Source organism: Microvirga sesbaniae, from assembly GCF_025460805.1.
GTDB classification, from domain to species: domain Bacteria; phylum Pseudomonadota; class Alphaproteobacteria; order Rhizobiales; family Beijerinckiaceae; genus Microvirga; species Microvirga sesbaniae.
The window spans coordinates 443,946-465,237 of the sequence record NZ_JAMXFJ010000002.1; the positions used below are offsets into that span (position 1 = coordinate 443,946).

Genomic DNA, 21,292 nt, shown 5'->3' on the forward strand with positions numbered 1-21,292 from the left:
GAACCAGTCCGTCAAGCACTGTTTGCGTCAGATCAGGCCATCGCAGGGATCATAGATCCGAGTCACAAGGAAACGCCAGCGCGCCTGTTACGGCGTTACCCATTCGCCGCCGCGCATGAGGGGTTCGGCCCGCCCGTCCTGGGTGATGCCGTCCACGTCCACTTGGTCGGATCCGATCATCCAGTCGATATGGATCAGGCTCTTGTTGGAGCCGTGGGAGGCGAGTTCCTCCTCGCTCATCGTTCCGCCGTTGCGGATGCACTTGCTGTAGGCCTGGCCAAGGGCGATGTGGCTGGAGGCATTCTCGTCGAACAGGGTGTTGAAGAAGAGAAGGCCGCTGCGAGAGATCGGCGACGAGAACGGCACCAGCGCCACTTCCCCGAGGCGGCGCGCGCCCTCGTCGGTGTCGAGCACCTTGTTCAGCACCGCCTCTCCCGTGCGCGCTTTGCTCTCGACGATGCGGCCGGCCTCGAACCGGACCTGGATGTCCTGGATGAGGGTGCCGTTGTAGGACAGCGGCTTGGTGCTGGACACGATGCCCTCCACCCGGTCCTTGTGCGGCGTAGTGAAGACTTCCTCGGTCGGGATGTTGGCGTTGCACACGACGCCGTTCTTCGCCCTGGTCGAACCGCCGTTCCACTCATGCCCGTCCGCGAGACCCACGCGGAGATCCGTGCCGGGGCCGCGGAAGTGAAGCGCCGCGTAATTCTTCTCGTTCAGCGTCCGGGTGCGCGCCTGGAGGGTCGCGTTGTGGGTTTCCCACGCGGCGATGGGATCCGGCATATCGACCCGGGAGGCCGAGAAGATCGCCTGCCAGAGCTTGGCCACGGCCACCTCTTCCGAGTCGTCCGGGAACACCGTCCTGGCCCAGGCGGGTGTCGCGGCGGACACGATGGTCCAGTTGATGTCGAATCCCGCGATCATGTTGAGCGCTGGCATATAGGCCTTGGAGCGGGCCCGGTTGGCGCGCGAGACCTTTTCCGGATCCTCCTTGGCGAGCAGCGACGGATCCTCGCCCACGATGGCCAGCCGGGCAGCGCCATTTTTGTAGGCCGCCGCCATGCCCTCGTAGAGCCAGGCCGGAGCCGTGTCGAAGCTCTCGTCCCGGGCATTCCGGAAGCGCAGGAGCGCGCTTTCCTCGTCGGAGAAGATCGTGGTGACCAGGGAAGCGCCGGCCTTGTAGGCGTGCTCCGTGATGCGCCGCACCAGGGCAATCGCATCGAGAGGCGCGGTCACGACCAGTTCCTGGCCCGGCTTCAGCCCCAATCCGACCCGGACGGCGACTTCCCCCAGACGATCGAGAAGCTTGGCGTGGGACGCGGCATCGGTCGGATTCCGGAATTGTTCGTTCATGGTCTTGGGCTCTCGAAGCAGAAATGATGGCCGGAGAGGCTACACGGCTCAGACGCCGGCGCAACCTCGATGGGGAAAAATCTCATGAATGCGGTGGCTTGACCGCGCCGAGAACCTCGGGATCGAAAGCGATGCTCTTGATGATGGCATGGACGGACATGCCCGGCCTCAGGCCAAGCTCCGCGACCGACTTGCGGGTCACGCGCGCCACGAGGCCGTCGCCGCCGCAATCGAGCTGCACATCGACGCTCGCCTCCTCGGAGTCCTCGATCGAGGAAACAAGTCCGGGCAGGACGTTCAGGGCGCTCATTCCCGCCGGCCTGTGCAGAGACAGCATGATGTCGCGAGCACGCAGGCGCACGCGCAGGACCGTTCCGACAGGATGGTTCAGGCGCGGCACCGTCAAGGTCCCGGCTCTGGCCTGCAGGACCGTGAGAGCAAAGGGATCCTCGTGCCGCAGCACCCGGGCGTCGATCAGCGCACCCGCTTCGGCGAGGCCCATAGGCACGAAGAGATGGGAATGCCGGAGGATCTCCGAGGCGGGCCCCGCTGCCGTCACACGCCCCTCGGACAGGACGACCACGGCGGTGGCGAGCCTTGCGATCTCGGCCACGGAATGGCTCACCAGGACGATCGGCACCCCGCCTTCGTCGCGCAGCCGCTCGAGATAGGGATAGATCTCGGCCTTTCGCGCCTCGTCGAGGGAGGCCAGCGGTTCATCCATGAGCAGCAAGCGCGGATCCGCCAGAAGGGCCCGCCCGATGGCGATGCGCTGCTTCTCGCCGCCCGACAATGTGGACGGCCGCCTCTCGAGCAGATGGCCGATGCCGAGAAGGTCGACGACTCCGTCGAAGCTCGTCTTCCTCTGCTGCCTGGGCGTGAACCAGCGCCCGAAGAGCAGGTTCTGCCGTACGGTGAGATGCGGGAAGAGACGTCCCTCCTGGAAGACGTAGCCGATCCGCCGGCGGTGCTTGGGAACGAAGATGCCCTGCGCCGTATCGACGAGCACCTGTCCCTGCACGGCGACCCGCCCCTGCTCAGGCCGGATGAGCCCGCCGATCGCATTCACGATGGTCGTTTTGCCGGAGCCCGACGGACCGAACAGCGCGGTGAGCTTTCCGTCCGATCGGAAGCGTGCGTCCAGGACAAATCCACCCAGCTCGTGCCGGACGTCGACATCGAGACTCATGACGCGTGAGCCCGCCGTCCGACCCGTCGCGCCAGCCATTCGGAGCTCCAGAGCGCCGCAACCGAGATGGCGACGGACACGAGGGTCAGCCGCATCGCGCCGCCCTCGCCTCCCGGCACCTGCGTGAAGGCATAGATGGCCGTCGGGATGGTCTGCGTCTCGCCCGGGATGTTGGACACGAAGGTGATGGTCGCGCCGAACTCGCCCATCGCCTTCGCGAAGGACAGGACCATGCCGGCGATGATGCCCGGCAGGATCAGCGGCAGCGTCACGGCGGCGAAGACCCACACGGGATGGGCGCCCAGGGTGCCGGCTGCGTCCTCGAGCCTGCGGTCGACCGATGCGATGGACAGGCGGATCGCACGCACCAGCAGCGGGAAACCCATGACCGCGCAGGCGAGCGCCGCCCCCGTCCAGCGGAAGGACAGGACGATGCCGAACTGCTCGGCGAGAAACGCCCCGATGGGTCCGCGCCGCCCGAACCCGATGAGCAGGAACCAGCCGACGACCACCGGTGGCAAAACGAGGGGCAGGTGTACCATCACGTCAAGAGCCTGCCGGCCCCAGAAACGCCCGCGCTCGAGCAGCAACGCGATCGCGATTCCCGGCACGAGGCTCGCCGTCATCGCCACGAAGGCGACCTTCAGGCTGAGACGGACGGCCGTCCATTCTTCCGGGGAGAGCCAGTCGGTCACGAACCGGAGGCCGCCTTGCCGACGACCGTGAAGCCCTGCCGGTCGAAGAAGGGCCTGGCCTTCTCCGTGCGCAGGAAGGCAAGGAACGCCGCGGCGTCGGGATGGGTCGAGTCCGTCGTGAGCGTTACCGGGTAGACGATCGGCGGATGGCTCTCTTCCGGGAATGTCGCGACGATGCTCACGTTGGGATCGGCAACGGCATCGGTCTTGTAGACGATCCCGAGCGGTGCCTCGCCGCGGGAGACGAGCAGGAGAGCGGCCCGGACATTGTCGGCCTGCGCGACCTTGTCCTTCACGCCGGCCCACGCCCCGAGAGACTCGAGCGCCGCCCTGCCGTACTTGCCGGCCGGCACCGCATCCACGTGCCCCATGGCCAGGCGGTTGCTGCCGAGGATGGATGCGAGATCGATTCCGGGCCGGAGCGCGACCTGTATCGGCGAGCCCTTGGGCGCAATGAGGACCAGGGAATTGCCGAGCAGGCTGACCCGGCTCTCGGGCTTGATCAGTCCCCGGGAGGCTGCGTAATCCATCCAGTCCAGGTCGGCCGAGAAGAAGAGATCGGCCGGTGCGCCGGCCTCGATCTGCTTGGCCAGGACGTTGCTGGCGGCATAGGAGACCGTGACCCGCTTCCCGGTCTCCCGCGTCCAGGCGGCGCTTGCGTCATCGAGGGCATTCTTCAGGCTGGCCGCCGCGAACACCACCACGTCCCGGGTCTGCGCTCCCGCTCCGCCAGCCAGCGCGAACATGGCGCCGACCATGGCGAGAAGACCGAAGAGGCCCACCGTCGCAAGCCTCCCGGTCGAATGTCGTGCCGAACGCATCTCGTTCCTCCCGGCTGGGCTGTCCTGATTGGTGCAGGCATCCTACCGATCCTCGACCGGCCATCAAGCCGGTCGACGGCGCGCCGACGGCTTCTTCACGCTGGATCGGATCAGCCGGTAGCCGAGCAGCACGGCGACGATGGCCGCATAGACGATCGGCTCGGGCGGCCAGGATTTGACCACGAGCAGGAAATGAAGCGCCGCCCCGATGGCCGCCGCGTAGACGAGGCGATGCAGCTTCGCCCAGGCCTGTCCGCCCATGCGCCGGATCGCGGCGTTGTTGGAGGTGACGGCCAGAGGCACGAGGATCACGAACGTCGCCATGCCGATGGTGATGTAGGGCCGCTTCACGATGTCGGCCACGATGGCCGGGAGGTCGAGCCCCTGGTCGAGCACCAGATAGGTGAGGAGGTGCAGGGCCGCGTAATAGAAGGCGAGCAGCCCCAGAGCCCGGCGGTAGCGCAGCAGGTTGATGCTGAACAGCTGGCGCAGGGGCGTGATCGCCAGGGTGGCGATCAGGAAGCGCAGGGCCCAGAGGCCGAGACCCTGCTCCAGGTAGCGCATCGGATCGGCCCCGAGCCGATCCGTGACGCCCGCATAGAAAAGCCACACGGCCGGGATGAAGCCGACGAGATACACGGCGATCTTCGGCACCTGGGGCAGAGCGAAGCCTTTCTTCTCGCCCTGAACGGAGGCTCGTCCCGCCATCAGTAGAATTTCCGCAGGTCCATGCCGGTATAGAGGCTGGCCACCTGGTCGGCATAGCCGTTGAACATGAGTGTCGGACGGCGTTTCACGAACAGCCCGCCCTCCCCGATGCGCCGCTCGGTGGCCTGGCTCCAGCGCGGGTGGTCCACGCTCGGGTTCACATTGGCGTAGAAGCCGTACTCGCCGGGAGCCTGCCTGTTCCAGGACGTCTCCGGCTGCTTCTCGACGAAGCTGATCCGGGTGATCGACTTGATGCCCTTGAACCCGTATTTCCACGGAACGACCAGCCGGATCGGCGCGCCGTTCTGGTTCGGCAGGGTCTCGCCGTAGAGACCCACGGCCAGGATGGCCAGGGGGTTCATGGCCTCGTCGAGGCGCAGACCCTCCACATAGGGCCAGTCGAGCACCGGGAACATGGATTGGACCCCGGACATCTCCTCGGGCCGGTAGGCGGTCTCGAAAGCGACGTATTTCGCGCTGCCCAAGGGCTCCACCCGCTTGATCAGGTCCGCCAGCGGGAACCCGACCCAGGGGATGACCATCGACCATCCTTCGACGCAGCGCATGCGGTAGATGCGCTCCTCCAGGGCCGACGACTTGATGAGTTCCTCGACGGCGAACGAGGCAGGCTTGCCCACCATCCCGTCGACGTTGACGGTCCAGGGCGCGGTCTTGAGGGTGCCCGCATGCGCCGCGGGATCCTCCTTGCCGGTGCCGAACTCGTAGTAGTTGTTGTAGCTCGTGACGTCCTCGCGGCTGGTCTTCTTCTCGTCCGTGGAGAAGGGACTCTTGGCGGCCGACAGGGGCGCGGCCTCCAGGCCCAGCGGCAGGGCCGCGGACAAGGCCAGACCGGCGGCCCCGGCCATCCATTGGCGGCGGTTGAGATAGACCTCCCGGGGGGTGATCTCGGAGGGCAGGACATCGGCAGGGCGGCGGATCAGCACGGCATCACCTCGTTGAGAACCCATTGTGAATGGGTACACCCGAGAACGCCAGAGGTGCTCTCACGTTTGCGTTACAAGCTATCTTTTTCCGGTGGCCTGGACGAATTTCCGCGTGATCTCGCGCGGGTTGGTGATCGCGGTGCCGACCACCACCGCATGAGCCCCTCGCCTGAAGGCTTCCGCAACAAGATCCGGCGTATCGAAGCGCCCTTCGGCCACGACAGGAACCGGGAGTTCGGCAACGAGAGCCGACAGGAGCTCCAGATCCGGCCCCTCGGATTTTCGCGAGGCCGTCTCGTCCGTGTAGCCGGACAGCGTCGTCGCCACATAGGTGGCGCCGGCCGCATGGGCAGCGCGCCCCTCCTCCAGGGTGGCGATATCGGCGAAGACCTCTCGGCCGAGATCGGTGCGGATGCGGTCGATCAACCGCGCCACCGGCTCGCCGTCACGGGCGCGCGGGGTGGCATCGAGGCCGATGATGTCGGCCCCGGCCTTTGCGATCTGGGCCGCCTGCGCGAAGCCGGGCGTGATGTAGACCGGGAAGCGGTCGTCCCACACCTTGGCGATCCCGATGATCGGGAGCCCGGTCACGGCGCGGATCGCCGCGACATCGCCCTCGCCGTTGGCGCGGATGCCCTTGGCACCGCCCGCCTCCGCCGCCTGCGCCATGGCGGACATGTAGACCGGGCCGTGCAGCGGGTTGTCGGCACGGGCCTGGCAGGAGACGACGAGAGCGCCTTTCGGGATCAGCATGTCGGCTCCTACTTCACGGCCCCGGCCGTCATGCCCTGGATGAACTGGCGCGACAGGGCGATATAGAGAAGCGTGATGGGCGCCGCCGCGATGGTGAGGCCGGCGAACAGCATGCCCCAGTCGGTGGTGTACTCGCCCATGAAGGTGGTCAGCCCCTGCGGCAGGGTCTTGCGGACATCGGTCTGGATGAAGACGAGCGGGAAGAAGAAGTCGTTCCAGATCGGCACCGCATTCTGGATGGCGGCGATCGCCATGGGCGGACGCGCCAGCGGCAGCATGATCGACCACATGATGCGGGGCTCCGAGGCGCCGTCGATGCGCGCCGCATCCTCGAGCTCCGCCGGCAGGGTGCGCAGGAACCCCGCCATGATGAACACGGTCGAGGGCAGGCCGATGGCCGTATAGGTGACGATCAGGCTCCAGCGGCTGTCGAGAAGCCCGAGATCCCGCAGGAGGATGAAGAGCGGGATGACGGCGAGCTTCAGGGGCAGCATCAGCCCGGCCAGGAAGAACAGCAGGATGAAGGTATTGGTGCGCGACTCGTAGCGCGCCACCGCATAGCCCGCCATGGTGCCGAGCACCAGGATCAGGAGGATCGACGTGCCGGTCACCAGGACCGAGTTGACGAAATAGACCGGCATCGCGGTTTCGCCGAGCACCTTGGCGAAGTTCCCGATCTGCGTGAAATCCGGCAGGGCGAAGGGATGCTCGAAGATCTCGCCCGTCGTCTTGAAGGCGGACAGCACCATCACGACGACGGGATAGAGCATGATGAAGGAGTTCGCGATCAGGATGACCTGAGCGAGCAGGACGAACGGGACAGCCTGGCGGGTTGCCGGCGTATCGGACGTGACGGCGGTCAAAACTGGATCTCCCGACGGCGCAGCCACAGGGTCAGCATGGACGCGAAGACGACGATGAACAGGAACAGGAGCGTGGCGAGCGCGGAGCCCATGCCGAAATTCTGGATGCTGGCGCTCTGGTTGCCGAAAGCCGTGCGATAGAAGACGAGGCCCAGCACGTCGGTGGAGCCGAAGGGCGAGCCGTCGAGCCCCACCATCACGTAAGGGATCTCGAACCAGTTGAAGGCGCCGATGAAGAGCAGGGTGAACAGGATGGTGGTGCTCGGCGCCACCAGGGGCCACACGATGGTCTTGAGAAGCTGCCACTCGTTGGTGCCGTCGAGCCGGGCCGCCTCGATGACCTCCGGGGGAATGCGCTGCATGCCGGCGAGATAGACGAGCGCCGGGAAGCCCACGAAATGCCAGGCATTGGCGAGGATCAGCGCCCCGAGCGCCGTGGAGGAATCGCCGAGCCAGGGCTTGGCCCATGCATCGAGACCCAGGGAATACAGAGCCTGATTGATGATGCCGAAATTGGGGTTCAGGAAGAGCTTCCACAGGAAGCCGACGATGATGGTCGAGAGCACCACCGGGACGAAGATCGCGATGCGGTGGAAGCGGAAGCCGAACGGTTCCTTGTAGAGAAGCCACGCCAGGAGGAACCCGCCGCCGTTCTGGATGATCATCAGGGCGACGAGCGCATAGACGTTGTGCAGGAAGGCGTTCCAGACCACGGGCGCCATGGTGGCGCCGAACAGCACCTCCCTGAAATTCTTCAGGCCGACGAACTCGCCGCGCGCCAGTCCCTGCCATTCGTAGAACGCATAGGCAAAGGCCGACAGGATGGGATAGACCACGAACAGCGACATGAACACGATGGGCGGGACGACGAGGAACGCCACCCATAACCGGTGCTTCAGCGTGCGGGGCTGCTGGCGCGAGACATGCATGGAATCAAATGCCTTCAGGATGGGCGGCGGGCGATGAAGCCCGCCGCCCTTCGTCGGAACCTTACTTCTGGAACGGCTTGTAATAGGTCGCGATGCCCTTGTTGATCTCGGCCGCGGCCTGCTCAGGACTCTGCTGACCGGCGAGCATCTTCTGCACGTTCGACTGCAGAAGCACCGAGCCGCTCGGCTCCTGGTAGCGGAAGCGCACGAGCATCAGATAGGACATGGAATTCTCGGCGAGCTTCGCCACCTCCTGCGTGATCGGATCCTCGATCTTGATGCCCTTGATCGGCGAGAGGTTCTTGAGCGTGTTGGTGAAGGCGGTGCCGTATTCGGGGGTCGCCAGGAAGCGCACGAACTTGAGCGCGGCGTCCTTCTTCTCGGTCTTGGCGTTCACCGCATATCCGCCATCGTAATAGGTGGCGATCAGCGCCTGGTCGCCCGCCTTCAGGACCGGAGCGGGAAACACGCCGAGATCCAGCGTGGGGTTCTGGTTCTTGAAGTTCGCCACCTCGTAGGAGCCGCCCGCGAACATGGCCGCGCGGCCCGCCACGAAGAGCTGCTGAGACGACGGATAATCGACGCCGGTGAAATTCGGCGCGAAATATTGGCTGACGTCCTTCAGCTTGGCGAGGGCATTGACGAAACGCGGGTCGGTGAAGTTGGCCTTGCCGGACACGATGTCTGCCTCGAACTCCTTGCCCAGCATGGAGGAGAGCAGTCCGCCGACGATGGTCTCGTTCTGCCAGGCCGTCGCCGTCCCGTTGGAGAACGGGTTGATGTTCTTGGCCTTGAGCGCCTGGGCAAGCGCCATCATCTCGTCCCAGGTCTTCGGCGGATTGAGGCCGTTATCCTTGAGGATCTTCTTGTTGTAGACGACGAGCTGCGCCTGCATGGCGAAGGGAACCGCGTACACCTTGCCGTCCGAGCGCAGGGTCTCGGCCGCGAGCGCCGGCTCCGGGAAGTTCGCCAGTTCCGGCACGTTCTGCTGATCCAGGGCGAGCAGGTAGCCGGGGGTCGCGATGGTCTCCAGGTTGCCGTAGGCGCGGACCTGGATCACGTCCGGGCCGCGGCCGGCCGCGAGCGCGGTGGAGAGGATCGTCTGATAGTTCTCGGGCGCATAGGTCTCGAACCTCACCGTGATGCCCGGCTCCTTGGCCTGGAACTTCTTGATGATGTCCTGGTAGAAGGCCTTGTCTTCCTGGCGCCAGCTCCAGAAGGTGAGCTCGGTCTGGGCCATGGCGGCGGTGCCGGAAAGAAGCATGCTGCCGGCGGCGGCAGCCATCAGAATGCGTCGGGTCAGCGTCATTGTCGGTTCCCTCATTGTTGAAGTCCTTGTCCTCCCACCGCGGGGCATGATCCTCGGTCATGCCTCACGGGATTTCTTCAGCCATACGGCTCGGCTGCGATAACGAGAAACGTCGCGTCGTCATGGGTTTTAACACGCGGATAGGTGCCTGCCATGAGGTCGCTCCGCTCCCTGTCGCGCAACTCCTGCAACAGATCAGCGCCCCGGCCGGCGGCCAGCCGGGCATGAAGGGTGCGGTCCGAATAGGCTTCGAACACATCCACGAGACGCATGAAACCGTCGGTTGCAAGCACGATGGGGTCGCCCGATTTTATTTGAGCGTCGAAACGCAGGGCCTGTCCGGCCCAGGGCCGCAACGGGTTCACCACCCAGTAGCCGTCAGGCCGGTTGAGCCGGGCGCGGTTTTCGAGGATCTGGCGTCTTGCGGCCTCCGGAATGGAGCCTGGCGCATGCTCGCGGGCGCCGAGGGCGGCCAGCGTCTTCCTCTCGAACGGCTTCGCCCGTTCGTCGCTCCAGCGCACGATCCCCTGTTCGGTCGGCACCAGGGCGATCACGTCGCCCAGGAAGCGGCCATGGATGTCGATCCGCCCGTCCCTCCCCGACCGGGCCTCGATCAGGCCGAGGCAGGCGGAAGGGGCATGGTGATCGTCGACGGTCCGGACATGGGCGGTGGCCCCCTGGAAGGCCGCGGAAACTTCGGGTTCGAGGCGGTTCAGGATCGAGTCGGCGCTTCCTTCCGCGGCGAGACCCGTGAGCCTGTCGCCGACCAGGCCGGCGAGCCACGCGGCATCGCTGCCCGCGGAGGTGAGCTGCTCCTCGGACAGGCCGGTCGCACCGTCGATCACCCAGGCGAAAGGCCCGGACAGGCCGATCCCGTCCTCGTTGACACGGGAGCCTGGCAGGGACAGCCGGTCCAAAGGCCGGAAGCGGGGGATGGGGCTGGTCTCGTTCACGGCTTAACTGGTCTCATATTGGTTGCCTGCTGTCCATACTGGTCTTAACGGCTTTTAACATCCTTCCGGAGGATCAAAGGCCTTGCTCCGGATCGGTTTGATCGAATCCCGGGCTTGGGCGTTAGTGCTTTGATGAACCCTGAGGCGAAGGGACAGCCATGGTCACCCTGGAGATCGACGGCAAGGCGACTGCCGTGACGAACGCGGACGAGGATCAAGCCCGCGAACTCTTTCTCAGCGAGAGCTTTAAAGATGACCTAAAGTCGTTTAAGAGCGAGGGCCGCTCCCTCTGGGACGGCTCAGCTGCCTTGACGACACGGCCCGCATCGGAACACGAGATCGATGCCTTCTACGAAGCCCTGGACGAAGAGGACGAGGTCGACGAAGACGACGAAGACTATGACGACGACCTCGATATCGATGTCGTGTTCCTGGTGTCCATCGACGAAATTGACGACGCCGCTGCCTCCGGCTGATCATCCTTATCGGAGCCCTCGCAGGCTCCCCAGACACGGTTCAGCCTTATTCACATGCCTTTTCCCAAGACCAACCCCAGCCTCGAGCGCGCCCTTTCCGACCGAGGCTACAACGATCCGACGCCCGTCCAGGCTGCCGTGCTGCAGCCGGACGCTCTCGATCGCGACCTCCTCGTGTCGGCCCAGACCGGCTCCGGCAAGACCGTGGCCTACGGCCTCGCCATGGCGTCGACCCTGCTGGGCGACAGCGAGCGTTTCGAAACCCCGCGCGAGCCGCTGGCTCTGATCATCGCCCCGACCCGCGAGCTTGCTCTCCAGGTCAATCGGGAACTCATCTGGCTCTACGGGCCGGCCGGCGCGCGGGTCGTCTCCTGCGTCGGCGGCATGGACGTGCGCCGGGAGCAGCGGGCGCTCGACGATGGCTGCCATATCGTGGTCGGCACCCCGGGTCGCCTGCGCGACCACCTGGAGCGCGGTCGCCTCGACACATCGAAGATGCGCGTCGTGGTGCTCGACGAAGCCGACGAGATGCTCGATCTCGGGTTTCGGGAGGACCTGGAGTTCATCCTGGATGCGACCCCGGAGGAGCGCCGCACGCTCCTGTTCTCCGCCACGCTGCCCAAGAACATCGTCGCCCTTGCCCGGCGCTATCAGCGCGACGCCCATCGTGTCGATACGCTGGTGGAGAACGAACCGCACGGGGACATCGAGTACCGCGCCCTCCGGATCGCGCCCAACGAGGTGGAGCACGCGGTCGTCAACGTGCTGCGCTTCTACGAGAGCCGCGGCGCCATGGTGTTCTGCCACACCCGCGAGGCCGTGCGACACCTGCATGCCAGCCTGATCGAGCGCGGCTTCGCGGCCGTTGCCCTCTCGGGCGAACTGACCCAGAACGAGCGCAGCAACGCCCTTCAGTCCCTGCGCGACGGGCGTGCCCGCGTCTGCGTCGCCACCGACGTGGCGGCCCGCGGCATCGACCTTCCGGATCTCGGCCTCGTGATCCATTTCGATCTGCCCAATGATCATGAGACGCTCCTGCACCGCAGCGGCCGCACGGGCCGTGCAGGCCGCAAGGGCGTCTGCGTGATGCTCGTGCCCTACACGCGCCGCCGCAAGGCCGAGCGTCTCGTCGACATGGCGGGCGTCGACGTGACCTGGGCCGGTCCGCCATCGGCCGACGAGATCCGCCTGCGGGACCGGGATCGACTGATGCAGGACCCGATCTTCTCGGAAGAGACGACCGAAGAGGATCTCGCCATGGCGCGGGCGCTCCTGGCGCAACGTTCGGCCGAGGAGATCGCAAACGCCCTGGTACGCTTCCATCGCGCGCGCCTGCCCGAACCGGAAGAGATCGTCGATACGGGTCCCGACCGCGAGCCCCGTCAGCGCAAGGACAAGCGTGAGCGGCAGGAAGAGCGCCTGCGCGGCTTCAAGGACAAGGGACGGGATTCATCCGAGGGCGGATTCGAGCGCTCGTCCGAGGACATGGTGTGGTTCCGCATGAGCGTCGGGCGGCGCAACAACGCCGACCCCCGCTGGCTGCTGCCGATCATCTGCCGCCTGGGCCATGTGACGAAGAAGGAGATCGGCTCGATCAAGATCTTCGACCGTGAGACCAAGTTCGAGATCGTCAAGTCACACGCGCCGAAATTCGCTTCCGCCGTGCGCAAGACGAACGACGAGGATATCCGCATCGAGCCGGCCGATGCCGGACCGGGCAAACTCCGCGACACGAAGCCCCGCGATGGCAAGCCGTGGGACCGGCCGAAGGGCCATGGCCCCAAGGACAGGGGCGGCCCTCCCCCGCACAAGAAGAAGGACAGCCGGGGCCCCAAGGACGGCAAGCGCGCGAAGACCAAGGAGCGCTCGTCGGACAAGCGCCCCTGACGACGCGATCGGAACAGGCCGGGGCTTCCCAAATCCCTGGCCTGTTGCAGGAGAGTCGATCGCCGCGAGGACGACACGCTTCGGATTTCCCCTCCTCCGATGAGACGCCACCCGCGTGGCGTTCGGGCCCCCGGCATCGATCCCTATCCAGAAAAGCCAAGCTTGCATCTTCGTCGTGCCGACATCCGGCCGTTGATGCTGCATTGCAGCAAAGGTATTGTGCGACGCAACATTGCCCCCATATGGTGAGTTGGTTTCAGGACAACTCCTTACCCGGAAGGGCCCATGACAATGCAACGCTTAGGGACGATGATTCGGCAACTGGCCCGTTACCGCCGCCAGTGGGAAACCGTGATGAAGGCGTCGAACGCCGCCGCCACCGCGTTCGATGCCACGCCGGTGCCGAGCCGGCTGACCGAGATCACGGGTTTCGGCTCCAATCCCGGCAATCTCCGGATGTTGACCTACGTTCCGGACCATACCCCTGCCTCCCCGGCTCTCGTGGTCGTCCTGCATGGATGCACGCAGACCGCAGCCGGGTACGATCACGGGTCGGGCTGGTCCGCGCTCGCGGATCGCTACGGCTTCCTCGTGCTCTACGCCGAACAGCAGGACGCCAATAACCCGAAGCGCTGCTTCAACTGGTTTCAAGCCGGCGACATCGAGCGCGACGGCGGCGAAGCCCTCTCGATCCGCCAGATGGTCGAGCATGCCGTTCGACAGCACGGCGTGGATCGCGGCCGCATTTTCGTCACCGGCCTGTCGGCTGGCGGCGCCATGACATCGACCATGCTGGCGGCTTACCCGGATGTTTTCGCCGGCGGGGCCATCATCGCGGGGCTTCCCTATCGCTGCGCGACCAGCGTTCCGGAAGCCTTCGAGTGCATGTTCCAGGGTCAGACGCGCTCGGCGGACGAATGGGGCGACCTCGTGCGTGGCGCTTCGTCCCACCGAGGGCCCTGGCCCAAAGTCTCGGTGTGGCACGGCAGTGCCGACGCGACGGTCAAGCCGATGAATGCGGGCGAGATCATCAAGCAGTGGACGAACGTCCACGGCGTGCCGGCTGCCCCGGGTCGCAGCGATACCGTGGATGGATACCCGCGCCGCGCCTGGACCGATGCGGCGGGGAACGAGATCATCGAGGAATACGTCATCACCGGCATGGCGCATGGAACACCCTTGGCGGTCGGCAACGACGAGAACAGCTATGGAGCAGCCGGTCCTTTCCTTCTCGACGTGGGTATTTCCTCGAGTTACCGGATTGCCGCCTTCTGGGGATTGACGGAGCCGTTCGAGGCGAGGGCCGGGCTTCGGCCCGAGGCCCGCGAGACCCGCGAGACCCCGAAGGTCGTGGAAGCGGCTCCTCGACCGTTCCAGGCTGCACCGGCAGCCCCGAAGCAGGATGCGGCCGCCCGCAAGCCGCAGCAGGACGGACCATCGGCTTCCTCGCCACTCGACATCGGCGCCGTGATCACGAAGGCGCTCAGGGCGGCGGGACTGATGAAGTGAGGCCTGGCGATCGAGGATAGCCTCACGGCCTTCCGCGCATCGTGCGGACCCGGCAGGTCACAGACGTGGCCCGAACGATGCGCCAGCCAAGGGTGGAGCATCCTTGCGATGATACCCTCTCCACGTCATGGCCGGCCTTGTGCCGGCCATCCCGATGCGGAAGAGCGCCGCGCCTCAGACAATCGGGATCACCGGGACAAGCCCGGTAATGACGTCGAGGGTGGTGCGAGCGGGTGATGACACCCTCCACACGTCATGGCCGGGCCCGTCCCGGCCATCCCGATCAGGAAAGGCGCCGCACCTCGGACAATCGGGATCACCGGGACGAGCCCGGTGATGACGAGGGGTGCCCATCCGGTCCAGCGATCAAGACAGGGTCCCGGACGATGCGCCGCTTCAGGATGTGAGCATCGGGTCGATCCCAAACCTGGGTCCCCTTTTCACGTCCGATTCTCTGGAAGCCCGAACTCCGCTGAAGCTCCCGATGACGGCTTGGCTCCCGCTCGGGCCGGTCAGGGCTTCTTCTCCTGGCTCAGCAGATCCTCCTGCTTGCGTCTTTCGCCCGTGACGCAGTTCATGCTGCCCTGCTGAGCCGGGATGACCCGCGGCCGTCCGACACCGATCCCGGCAATTTCACGCATGATCTTGGTCCGGACGACCATGGCGAACTGCTCGGGGTCGTGCAGAGGCAGGACGAAGGAGCCAACGCCACCGATGACGCACTCTCTGAAATACAGGTCGAGATCCGCCATCTCCGTGCTGCCGGCGGCCCGCCTGAACATGATCGGCAAGCCGTTGATGATGATGCCGTCCGCAACGGCCTCGTCCCGCGCATAGGTGACGTGGCGGCCGTCGTTGTTGGGGCCGTCGCCGGACACGTCGATGACGCGGCGGACAGGAGCGCCGCCCAGCTGCTCAAAGAGCTTGCGGCTGTAATCGATGATGCCCGAAATCGACGTCATCCCGGCTTGGCGAAGCGGCTGATACGCAAGCTGATTGGAAAAGGACACCGCTCTCTCGGGACTGTCGATCAGCGTCCACGGCATGATGACCCGTTGATCCTTCACGCCGGACCATTCGACATAGGTCACCGCGATGCGTCCATTGACGCCGTTCTCGATGGCCTCATGAACGAGGGACGAGCGGAAGGCATCGATGAAGCCCTCACGCTGCAGCCCCTGCTCCTCGCTTTCCATGGAGGACGATACGTCGACCGCGATGACCAGGGCAACGTCGAGTTGTGCGTCCGAGAGGCTGGGGCCGGCCGCAAGAACGTCACCGGCCAGGAGGAAAAGTGCGAGAGCACCCAGGAGCCTGTTGACCATGACCACCTCCGCTCCTGGCTCCCCATCCGCCGACGGCTGCCAAGATTGCTGTCTGTCAACGCTTCAGCCGGGGATTTGGTACGCAAGCGTGACCGATAAATCGGCGCGGCACCCTTCTCGGGCGTACGCTCGCGACACCTCGTGGGAGCGCCGGGTCGCTTCCGCTCCCCTGCCGGCCCCTGCCGATCTGGCCCTCCGGAGACGTAACAAAATCCACTCTCTATACGCAGAGCAGACAGGGGGCCGGTCTTTCGGTAATGATTTCTTACGCTACGCAAGGGGCACAGCCATGAAACCAGATATGGACTTGATCGGCGCACTCACCAGCTTCTCCGTCGGCACCCTCGATGGCTGCGACGCGATGATGGTGATCGAACTCGCGACCACGCCGGAGGAATACGAGAGCGGCATCCGCCGCCAGATGCCGATCGCGATGACGCCGGAGCATGCACGCGAACTCGGCCAGGCGCTGCTGCTTGCCGCCAGGGCCGCCGAGATGGGCGAGTCTCCGAGCTACGCCTTCAACTGATTCCCGCCTGCGGTCGAAGGACGCGATCCGTCCTTCTCTCATCGACGGGCCCTGTGAGAGCCCATGTCGACATGAAGATGATCGTGGTGCACCTCACTGGAGTCGGGGCTGAGCACCACATCGAAGACTTCGCAGGCTCCATCTCTGAGCGCGCGGAGAAAGGCGGATCGCCGTGAATGGCCTCCGATCGAGCACACCGTGCGAAAATGTGGATCCGGTTTTTCGCGTCGGACGGTGCGCCGCTCAAAGACTTGAGCATCGGAATCGATCCCAAAAGTGGACCCACTTTTCACGTCCGATGCTCGAGTCGGTCCACACGGTGACCTGCTGTCTATCCGCCAGCACGAACCCTGCAACGTGGATGGCATGGGCGGTCGCAGGTTCGCCGCGACGATCCTGGCAGCGATGATTGATGTGCGGCAGGCATGCGGACCGAGATGCGCGCCACGCGCCACGTCCTGTCCGGACTGCTCGCGGGCCGGCGGGCGCAACGAAATGCGTCTCGGGCGACGTCCAGGGATGCTCTAGAGCATCGGACGGAAAAGTGGATCCGGTTTTCCGTTCTGACCGATGCTCTCATTCAAGAAGAAAGCATCGGATGGATCCCAAAAGTGCAAGTCCACTTTTGGGTCCGATGCTTTAGAGCCCATCCGCTGCCAAACCAGTCGAGGACCGATCGAGACGCGTCCAATCGGAAGCTCTTCATCGCCGGCATCGGGCGCCGCCTTCATACAAAAAGAGCAAGGCGGACGGTCCGCCTTGCTCGTTGCCCGGGAGGGCTGCCGGCTCACCCGCGAGGGGCGAGCACGGGCTCATGGGATGGAGGATCAGATGGCTTCCTTGAGGTCCTTGGCGGCGCGGAAGGCGATCTTCTTCGATGCCTTGATCTTCACCGGCTCGCCGGTCTGAGGATTGCGGCCCATGCGGGCGGCGCGCTTGCGGACCTGCAGGATGCCGAGGCCCGTCAGGCGGATCTTGTCGCCCTTCTTCAGGCTCTTGGCGATCATGTCGACGACCTGGGTCAGCATCTCGTTGGCCTGGCGCTTCGGAAGCTCGTGCAGTTCGGAAAGCTTCTCCGCGATGTGGCGCAGCGTCAGGATTGGAGACGTCGTCGTGGAGGAAGCCTTCGCTACCTTCTTCACCGACGTTTTCTTCGCCGGGGCCTTGGACGCGGCAGCCTTCGAGGCTACAGCCTTGCTGGCGGCCTTTGCAGGCGCCTTGGCGACCTTCGACGATGCCTTTGCTGCAGCCTTAGGCGCCGCGGCCTTCTTGGCCGGGGCCTTCTTTGAAACTTTGGTTGCAGTCTTGGCCATCAGAAACTCCTTTGTAGATGGTGAATGCGTAAGACAGCAGACTCTCAATAACGCTTTCAGCCAAGAATTAAAGATGCGATCGCTCGCTATCCGCACAATAGTAACGGTTACTTGTCGATTTCTCGTCAACGGCCGGCCGAATGCTCGCTGCGCGGTGCCTGAAGCCCGCCTCGCATGCGGGCCGCAGGCGGACGGCAAGCGGCCGGAAATCCGATAAGAGGCGACGGCCATGCGGGTTTCGGCGCCCGTCCGCGGGATCCGGTGGGGCATGATCTCTCCCGGCCGTCATCGAACGAGACGCCCATGGACGAGCGGACGGCACTTTCCCTGTCGCAAAATCGCAGTATTGACGGTATTGGATCGACAAAGAGCTTGAGCTCACCATATTCGGGAAGCGCCACGGTGAAAGCATGACACGGGTTGCCTGCATCGGAGAATGCATGATCGAGCTGAGGGAGGAGGCCGACGGCCGGCTCTCACGCGGCTATGGCGGCGATACGTTCAACACCGCCGTCTATCTTGCCCGCCTGGGAACGGAGACCGATTATATCACCGCGCTCGGAGACGACAGCTGGAGCGACGAGCTGATCGAGGCCTGGACCCGGGAAGGCGTTGGGACGCAACGAGTGCTGCGCCTGCCCGGACGTCTGCCGGGGCTCTACATCATCCAGACGGATCCGAAGGGCGAACGCCGGTTCTCCTACTGGCGCGAGACCGCCGCCGCGCGCCTTCTGTTCCAGGCGCCGGAGGCCGAGCCCGTCATCGCGGCCATTGCCGCCTATGATCTGATCTATCTGTCGGGGATCTCTCTTTCCCTCTACGGGGAAACGGGACGCGAACGCCTGTTCGCCGTGCTCCGGGACGCACGAGCCAAAGGCAGGCGCGTGGCCTTCGACACGAATTTCCGTCCGCGGGGCTGGACCGATCCGGAGGTCGCGCGCGCCGCCTTCCGTGAGGCTTTTGCCTGTGCCGACATCATTCTCGCCTCGACGGAGGATCTCGACCTGCTGTTCGGCGCAGGCGGCGCGGACGAATTGCTGGCCTTTTCCGACCGGGCCGAGATCGTCCTCAAGCACCCTGATCTGACATGCCGCGTTCTGGGGCAAGGGGGTGACATCGTGGTCCCCGGCACGCCCGTGGACGACGTGGTCGACACCACTGCGGCGGGCGACAGCTTCGCGGCGGCTTACCTTCATGCGCGACTGTCCGGCGAGAGCCCCCGTTCCGCCGCGGCGGCAGGACATCGCCTCGCCGGCCAGGTCGTGCGCTATCGCGGCGCGATCATCCCGCGCGACGCGATGCCATAATCGATGCCATTCAAGGAGTTCCTGCCATGCCTCAAGACCTGAAGGATCTCGCCGCCGCCCGCAGCAGGACGCTGGCCGACATCCTCCGCGCCGGCCCTATCGTCCCGGTCATCACCCTGGACCGCGTGGAGGATGCGGTTCCTCTCGCCCGAGCCCTCGTTGCCGGCGGGTTGCGCCTGCTGGAGATCACCCTGCGGACGCCTGCCGCCGTGGATTCCGCGGCGGCCATCATCCAGGATGTGCCCGAGGCGATCGTCGGCATCGGGACCGTTCTGACGCCGAAGGATCTGGAGCGTGCTCAGGCCCTCGGGGCCCGCTACGCCTTGAGCCCCGGCGCCACACCCGACCTGCTCGAAGCCGCGAGCGGGAGCGAATTGCCGTTCATTCCGGGGATCGCGACCGCGTCCGAACTCATGGCGGCTCTCGCCCATGGTTTCCCGGTCGTCAAATTCTTCCCGGCCGTTGCAGCCGGCGGCATTCCTGCCTTGAAGGCCCTCGCGGGTCCCTTCCCGCAGGCGCGGTTCTGCCCGACGGGGGGCATCGACGAGAAGAACGCCCGGGACTGGCTTGCCCTTTCGAACGTGGTGGCCGTGGGAGGGTCTTGGGTTTGCCAGACCTCCGACATTCGCGCCCAGGCCTGGGGCGAGATCACCGCGAAGGCGCAGCGCGCCGTCATGTCCGTGAAGGATTGACCGCATTGCGGCTTGGCGGCTGACCTCTCGGAGGGTTGTCAGCATCCCCGCCTCTGGCGATACTCGTCGCCAGGGGAGGAACGACAGTGGCTTCGACGATCTACGACACGAACCTCGACAAGAACCAGGCGAATTACCAGCCTCTGACGCCGCTCTCGTTCCTGGAACGCGCCGCCGTCGTCCACCCGGACCGCACGGCTCTCGTCCATGGCCCCCTGACGCGCAGCTATCGCGACTTCTATGCGCGCTCCCGGCGTCTCGCCTCCGCCCTTGCCCGGCGCGGAATCGGGCGTGGCGACACCGTCTCGGTCATGCTTCCCAACACGCCCGCCATGCTCGAGTGCCATTATGGCGTGCCCATGGCCGGCGCCGTGCTCAACACGCTGAATACCCGGCTCGACGCCAAGGTCATCGCCTTCTGCCTGGAGCACAGCGAGGCCAAGGTGCTGATCACCGACCGGGAGTTCTCGGCCACCATCAGGGCCGCCCTCGAACTGACCTCCGCCACCCCGCTCGTCATCGACTACGACGATCCGGAATTCACCGGTCCCGGCGAGCGGCTGGGATCCACGGAATACGAGGAGTTCCTGACCGAGGGCGATCCCGATTTCGCCTGGAGCCCGCCGCGAGACGAATGGGACGCCATCACCTTGAACTATACCTCCGGCACCACGGGCGATCCCAAGGGCGTGGTCTATCACCATCGCGGCGCCTACCTGCTCGCCATGGGCAACATCCTCACCGCCGGGATGGGGCAGCATCCTGTCTATCTGTGGACGCTTCCCATGTTTCACTGCAACGGCTGGTGCTTTCCCTGGTCGCTCTCGATCGTCGCGGGAACCCATGTCTGCCTGCGGGCCGTCCGGGCGAAGCCCATGTTTGAGGCGCTGGCCGATCGGAAGGTCACGCATCTGTGTGGCGCGCCCATCGTCATGTCGACATTGCTCAATGCCCCGGGATCGGACAAGCGGCCCCTGCCCCATACGGTCAAATTCATGACGGCCGCCGCGCCGCCGCCGGAAGCGGTGCTCGCCGCGATGAAGGCGGCGGGCTTCGACGTGACGCATCTCTACGGCCTGACGGAGGTCTACGGCCCGGCGGTGGTCAACGAATGGCATGAGGAATGGGATGCGCTCGACCCGGGCAGTTATGCTGCGAAGAAGGCCCGGCAGGGTGTGCGCTACCCCGTGCTGGAGGATCTCGACGTGCTCGATCCGGACACCATGCAGCCGGTGCCCGCCGATGGAAAATCCCTCGGCGAGGTCATGTTCCGCGGCAACGTGGTCATGAAGGGCTATCTCAAGAACCCGGCCGGAACGGCTAAGGCCTTCGAAGGCGGCTGGTTCCATTCGGGGGATCTCGGGGTCAAGTATCCCGACGGCTATGTGCAGCTCAAGGACCGCTCCAAGGACATCATCATCTCCGGCGGCGAGAACATCTCCTCCATCGAAGTGGAGGACGCCCTCTACAAGCATCCGGCCATCCAGGCGGCGGCCGTCGTGGCGATGCCGGACGAGAAGTGGGGCGAGACGCCCTGCGCCTTCGTGGAGCTGAAGCCGGATCAGTCGGCATCCGCCGACGACATCATCGCCTGGTGCCGGCAGCAGCTCGCGTCCTACAAATGCCCGCGCACGGTCATCTTCACGGAACTCCCGAAAACATCCACGGGCAAGATCCAGAAATTCCAGCTGCGCGAGATGGCACGGGCCCACAGGGCCAGAGCTTGACGAAAGAGCG

General features: G+C 65.3%; 21 protein-coding genes. 7 read left to right on the plus strand and 14 right to left on the minus strand.

Annotation, left to right across the window (positions count from 1 at the left end; genetic code table 11):
• Positions 1-87 precede the first annotated feature (87 nt).
• The 11 genes from OCW50_RS04680 to OCW50_RS04730 form a co-directional block, all read right to left on the minus strand.
• Positions 88-1,353 (minus strand): aminopeptidase, encoded by a 1,266-nt coding sequence (locus tag OCW50_RS04680; RefSeq protein ID WP_262296611.1) that lies wholly within the window; start codon positions 1,351-1,353, stop codon positions 88-90.
• Positions 1,354-1,435: 82 nt separating this feature from the next.
• Positions 1,436-2,542, minus strand: coding sequence for a molybdenum ABC transporter ATP-binding protein (gene modC / locus OCW50_RS04685; RefSeq protein WP_262268221.1), 1,107 nt, complete (start codon positions 2,540-2,542; stop codon positions 1,436-1,438).
• Positions 2,539-3,237, minus strand: a complete 699-nt coding sequence (gene modB / locus OCW50_RS04690; protein ID WP_262268142.1) for a molybdate ABC transporter permease subunit — start codon at positions 3,235-3,237, stop codon at positions 2,539-2,541. The genes modC and modB overlap by 4 nt, the downstream gene beginning before the upstream one ends.
• Positions 3,234-4,058 (minus strand): molybdate ABC transporter substrate-binding protein, encoded by an 825-nt coding sequence (gene modA, locus OCW50_RS04695; protein WP_373371304.1) that lies wholly within the window; start codon positions 4,056-4,058, stop codon positions 3,234-3,236. Before modA ends, modB begins: the two co-directional genes overlap by 4 nt.
• Before the next feature lie 63 nt (positions 4,059-4,121).
• Complete coding sequence (gene msrQ, locus OCW50_RS04700) at positions 4,122-4,766, minus strand: protein-methionine-sulfoxide reductase heme-binding subunit MsrQ (protein ID WP_262268141.1); 645 nt, start codon at positions 4,764-4,766, stop codon at positions 4,122-4,124.
• Positions 4,766-5,710 carry a protein-methionine-sulfoxide reductase catalytic subunit MsrP gene (gene msrP, locus OCW50_RS04705; protein ID WP_262296612.1) on the minus strand — a complete coding sequence of 315 codons (945 nt, stop codon included), beginning with the start codon at positions 5,708-5,710 and terminating at the stop codon, positions 4,766-4,768. The genes msrQ and msrP overlap by 1 nt, the downstream gene beginning before the upstream one ends.
• Before the next feature lie 78 nt (positions 5,711-5,788).
• Positions 5,789-6,463: an N-acetylmannosamine-6-phosphate 2-epimerase gene (locus OCW50_RS04710; RefSeq protein ID WP_262268139.1), complete on the minus strand. Its 675-nt coding sequence runs from the start codon at positions 6,461-6,463 to the stop codon at positions 5,789-5,791.
• Between the two features lie 8 nt (positions 6,464-6,471).
• Entirely contained in the window at positions 6,472-7,326 is an 855-nt protein-coding gene (locus tag OCW50_RS04715) for a carbohydrate ABC transporter permease (protein ID WP_262296613.1), read from the minus strand.
• Positions 7,323-8,255 carry a carbohydrate ABC transporter permease gene (locus OCW50_RS04720; protein ID WP_262296614.1) on the minus strand — a complete coding sequence of 311 codons (933 nt, stop codon included), beginning with the start codon at positions 8,253-8,255 and terminating at the stop codon, positions 7,323-7,325. The genes OCW50_RS04715 and OCW50_RS04720 overlap by 4 nt, the downstream gene beginning before the upstream one ends.
• 61 nt (positions 8,256-8,316) lie before the next feature.
• Positions 8,317-9,564, minus strand: a complete 1,248-nt coding sequence (locus OCW50_RS04725) for an extracellular solute-binding protein (protein ID WP_262296615.1) — start codon at positions 9,562-9,564, stop codon at positions 8,317-8,319.
• Positions 9,565-9,641: 77 nt separating this feature from the next.
• A complete protein-coding gene (locus OCW50_RS04730) occupies positions 9,642-10,517 on the minus strand; it encodes a hypothetical protein (RefSeq protein ID WP_262296616.1) in 876 nt (291 codons plus the stop codon).
• Between the two features lie 158 nt (positions 10,518-10,675).
• Between OCW50_RS04730 and OCW50_RS04735 the strand changes: the two genes are divergently transcribed.
• The 3 genes from OCW50_RS04735 to OCW50_RS04745 all read left to right on the plus strand — a co-directional run bounded on the left by OCW50_RS04735 (position 10,676) and on the right by OCW50_RS04745 (position 14,389).
• Positions 10,676-10,993: a hypothetical protein gene (locus OCW50_RS04735; RefSeq protein ID WP_262268134.1), complete on the plus strand. Its 318-nt coding sequence runs from the start codon at positions 10,676-10,678 to the stop codon at positions 10,991-10,993.
• 54 nt (positions 10,994-11,047) lie between these two features.
• Positions 11,048-12,880 (plus strand): DEAD/DEAH box helicase, encoded by a 1,833-nt coding sequence (locus tag OCW50_RS04740; protein WP_262296617.1) that lies wholly within the window; start codon positions 11,048-11,050, stop codon positions 12,878-12,880.
• A 291-nt stretch (positions 12,881-13,171) separates the two neighbouring features.
• Positions 13,172-14,389, plus strand: coding sequence for an extracellular catalytic domain type 1 short-chain-length polyhydroxyalkanoate depolymerase (locus tag OCW50_RS04745; RefSeq protein WP_373371309.1), 1,218 nt, complete (start codon positions 13,172-13,174; stop codon positions 14,387-14,389).
• Positions 14,390-14,901: 512 nt separating this feature from the next.
• Here OCW50_RS04745 and OCW50_RS04750 read toward each other — a convergent pair.
• The gene (locus OCW50_RS04750) at positions 14,902-15,714 is read right to left on the minus strand and encodes a DUF1194 domain-containing protein (RefSeq protein ID WP_262296619.1); all 813 of its coding nucleotides are present in this window, start codon (positions 15,712-15,714) and stop codon (positions 14,902-14,904) included.
• 289 nt (positions 15,715-16,003) lie between these two features.
• On the opposite strand from OCW50_RS04750, the gene OCW50_RS04755 reads away from it, so the two are divergent.
• Entirely contained in the window at positions 16,004-16,243 is a 240-nt protein-coding gene (locus OCW50_RS04755) for a hypothetical protein (RefSeq protein ID WP_262268130.1), read from the plus strand.
• A gap of 38 nt (positions 16,244-16,281) precedes the next feature.
• On the opposite strand, the gene OCW50_RS04760 is transcribed toward OCW50_RS04755, so the two are convergent.
• Together OCW50_RS04760 and OCW50_RS04765 are read right to left on the minus strand one after the other, a co-directional pair.
• Complete coding sequence (locus tag OCW50_RS04760) at positions 16,282-16,611, minus strand: extensin family protein (protein WP_262296702.1); 330 nt, start codon at positions 16,609-16,611, stop codon at positions 16,282-16,284.
• Between the two features lie 459 nt (positions 16,612-17,070).
• Positions 17,071-17,385, minus strand: a complete 315-nt coding sequence (locus OCW50_RS04765; RefSeq protein WP_262268218.1) for an HU family DNA-binding protein — start codon at positions 17,383-17,385, stop codon at positions 17,071-17,073.
• Positions 17,386-17,996: 611 nt separating this feature from the next.
• On the opposite strand from OCW50_RS04765, the gene OCW50_RS04770 reads away from it, so the two are divergent.
• From OCW50_RS04770 to OCW50_RS04780, 3 genes are all read left to right on the plus strand, one after another.
• Complete coding sequence (locus OCW50_RS04770) at positions 17,997-18,863, plus strand: sugar kinase (protein ID WP_373371305.1); 867 nt, start codon at positions 17,997-17,999, stop codon at positions 18,861-18,863.
• 26 nt (positions 18,864-18,889) lie between these two features.
• Positions 18,890-19,555, plus strand: a complete 666-nt coding sequence (gene eda / locus OCW50_RS04775) for a bifunctional 4-hydroxy-2-oxoglutarate aldolase/2-dehydro-3-deoxy-phosphogluconate aldolase (protein WP_262296621.1) — start codon at positions 18,890-18,892, stop codon at positions 19,553-19,555.
• A gap of 86 nt (positions 19,556-19,641) precedes the next feature.
• Positions 19,642-21,282 carry an acyl-CoA synthetase gene (locus OCW50_RS04780; protein WP_262296622.1) on the plus strand — a complete coding sequence of 547 codons (1,641 nt, stop codon included), beginning with the start codon at positions 19,642-19,644 and terminating at the stop codon, positions 21,280-21,282.
• The last annotated feature ends 10 nt before the right edge of the window (positions 21,283-21,292 follow it).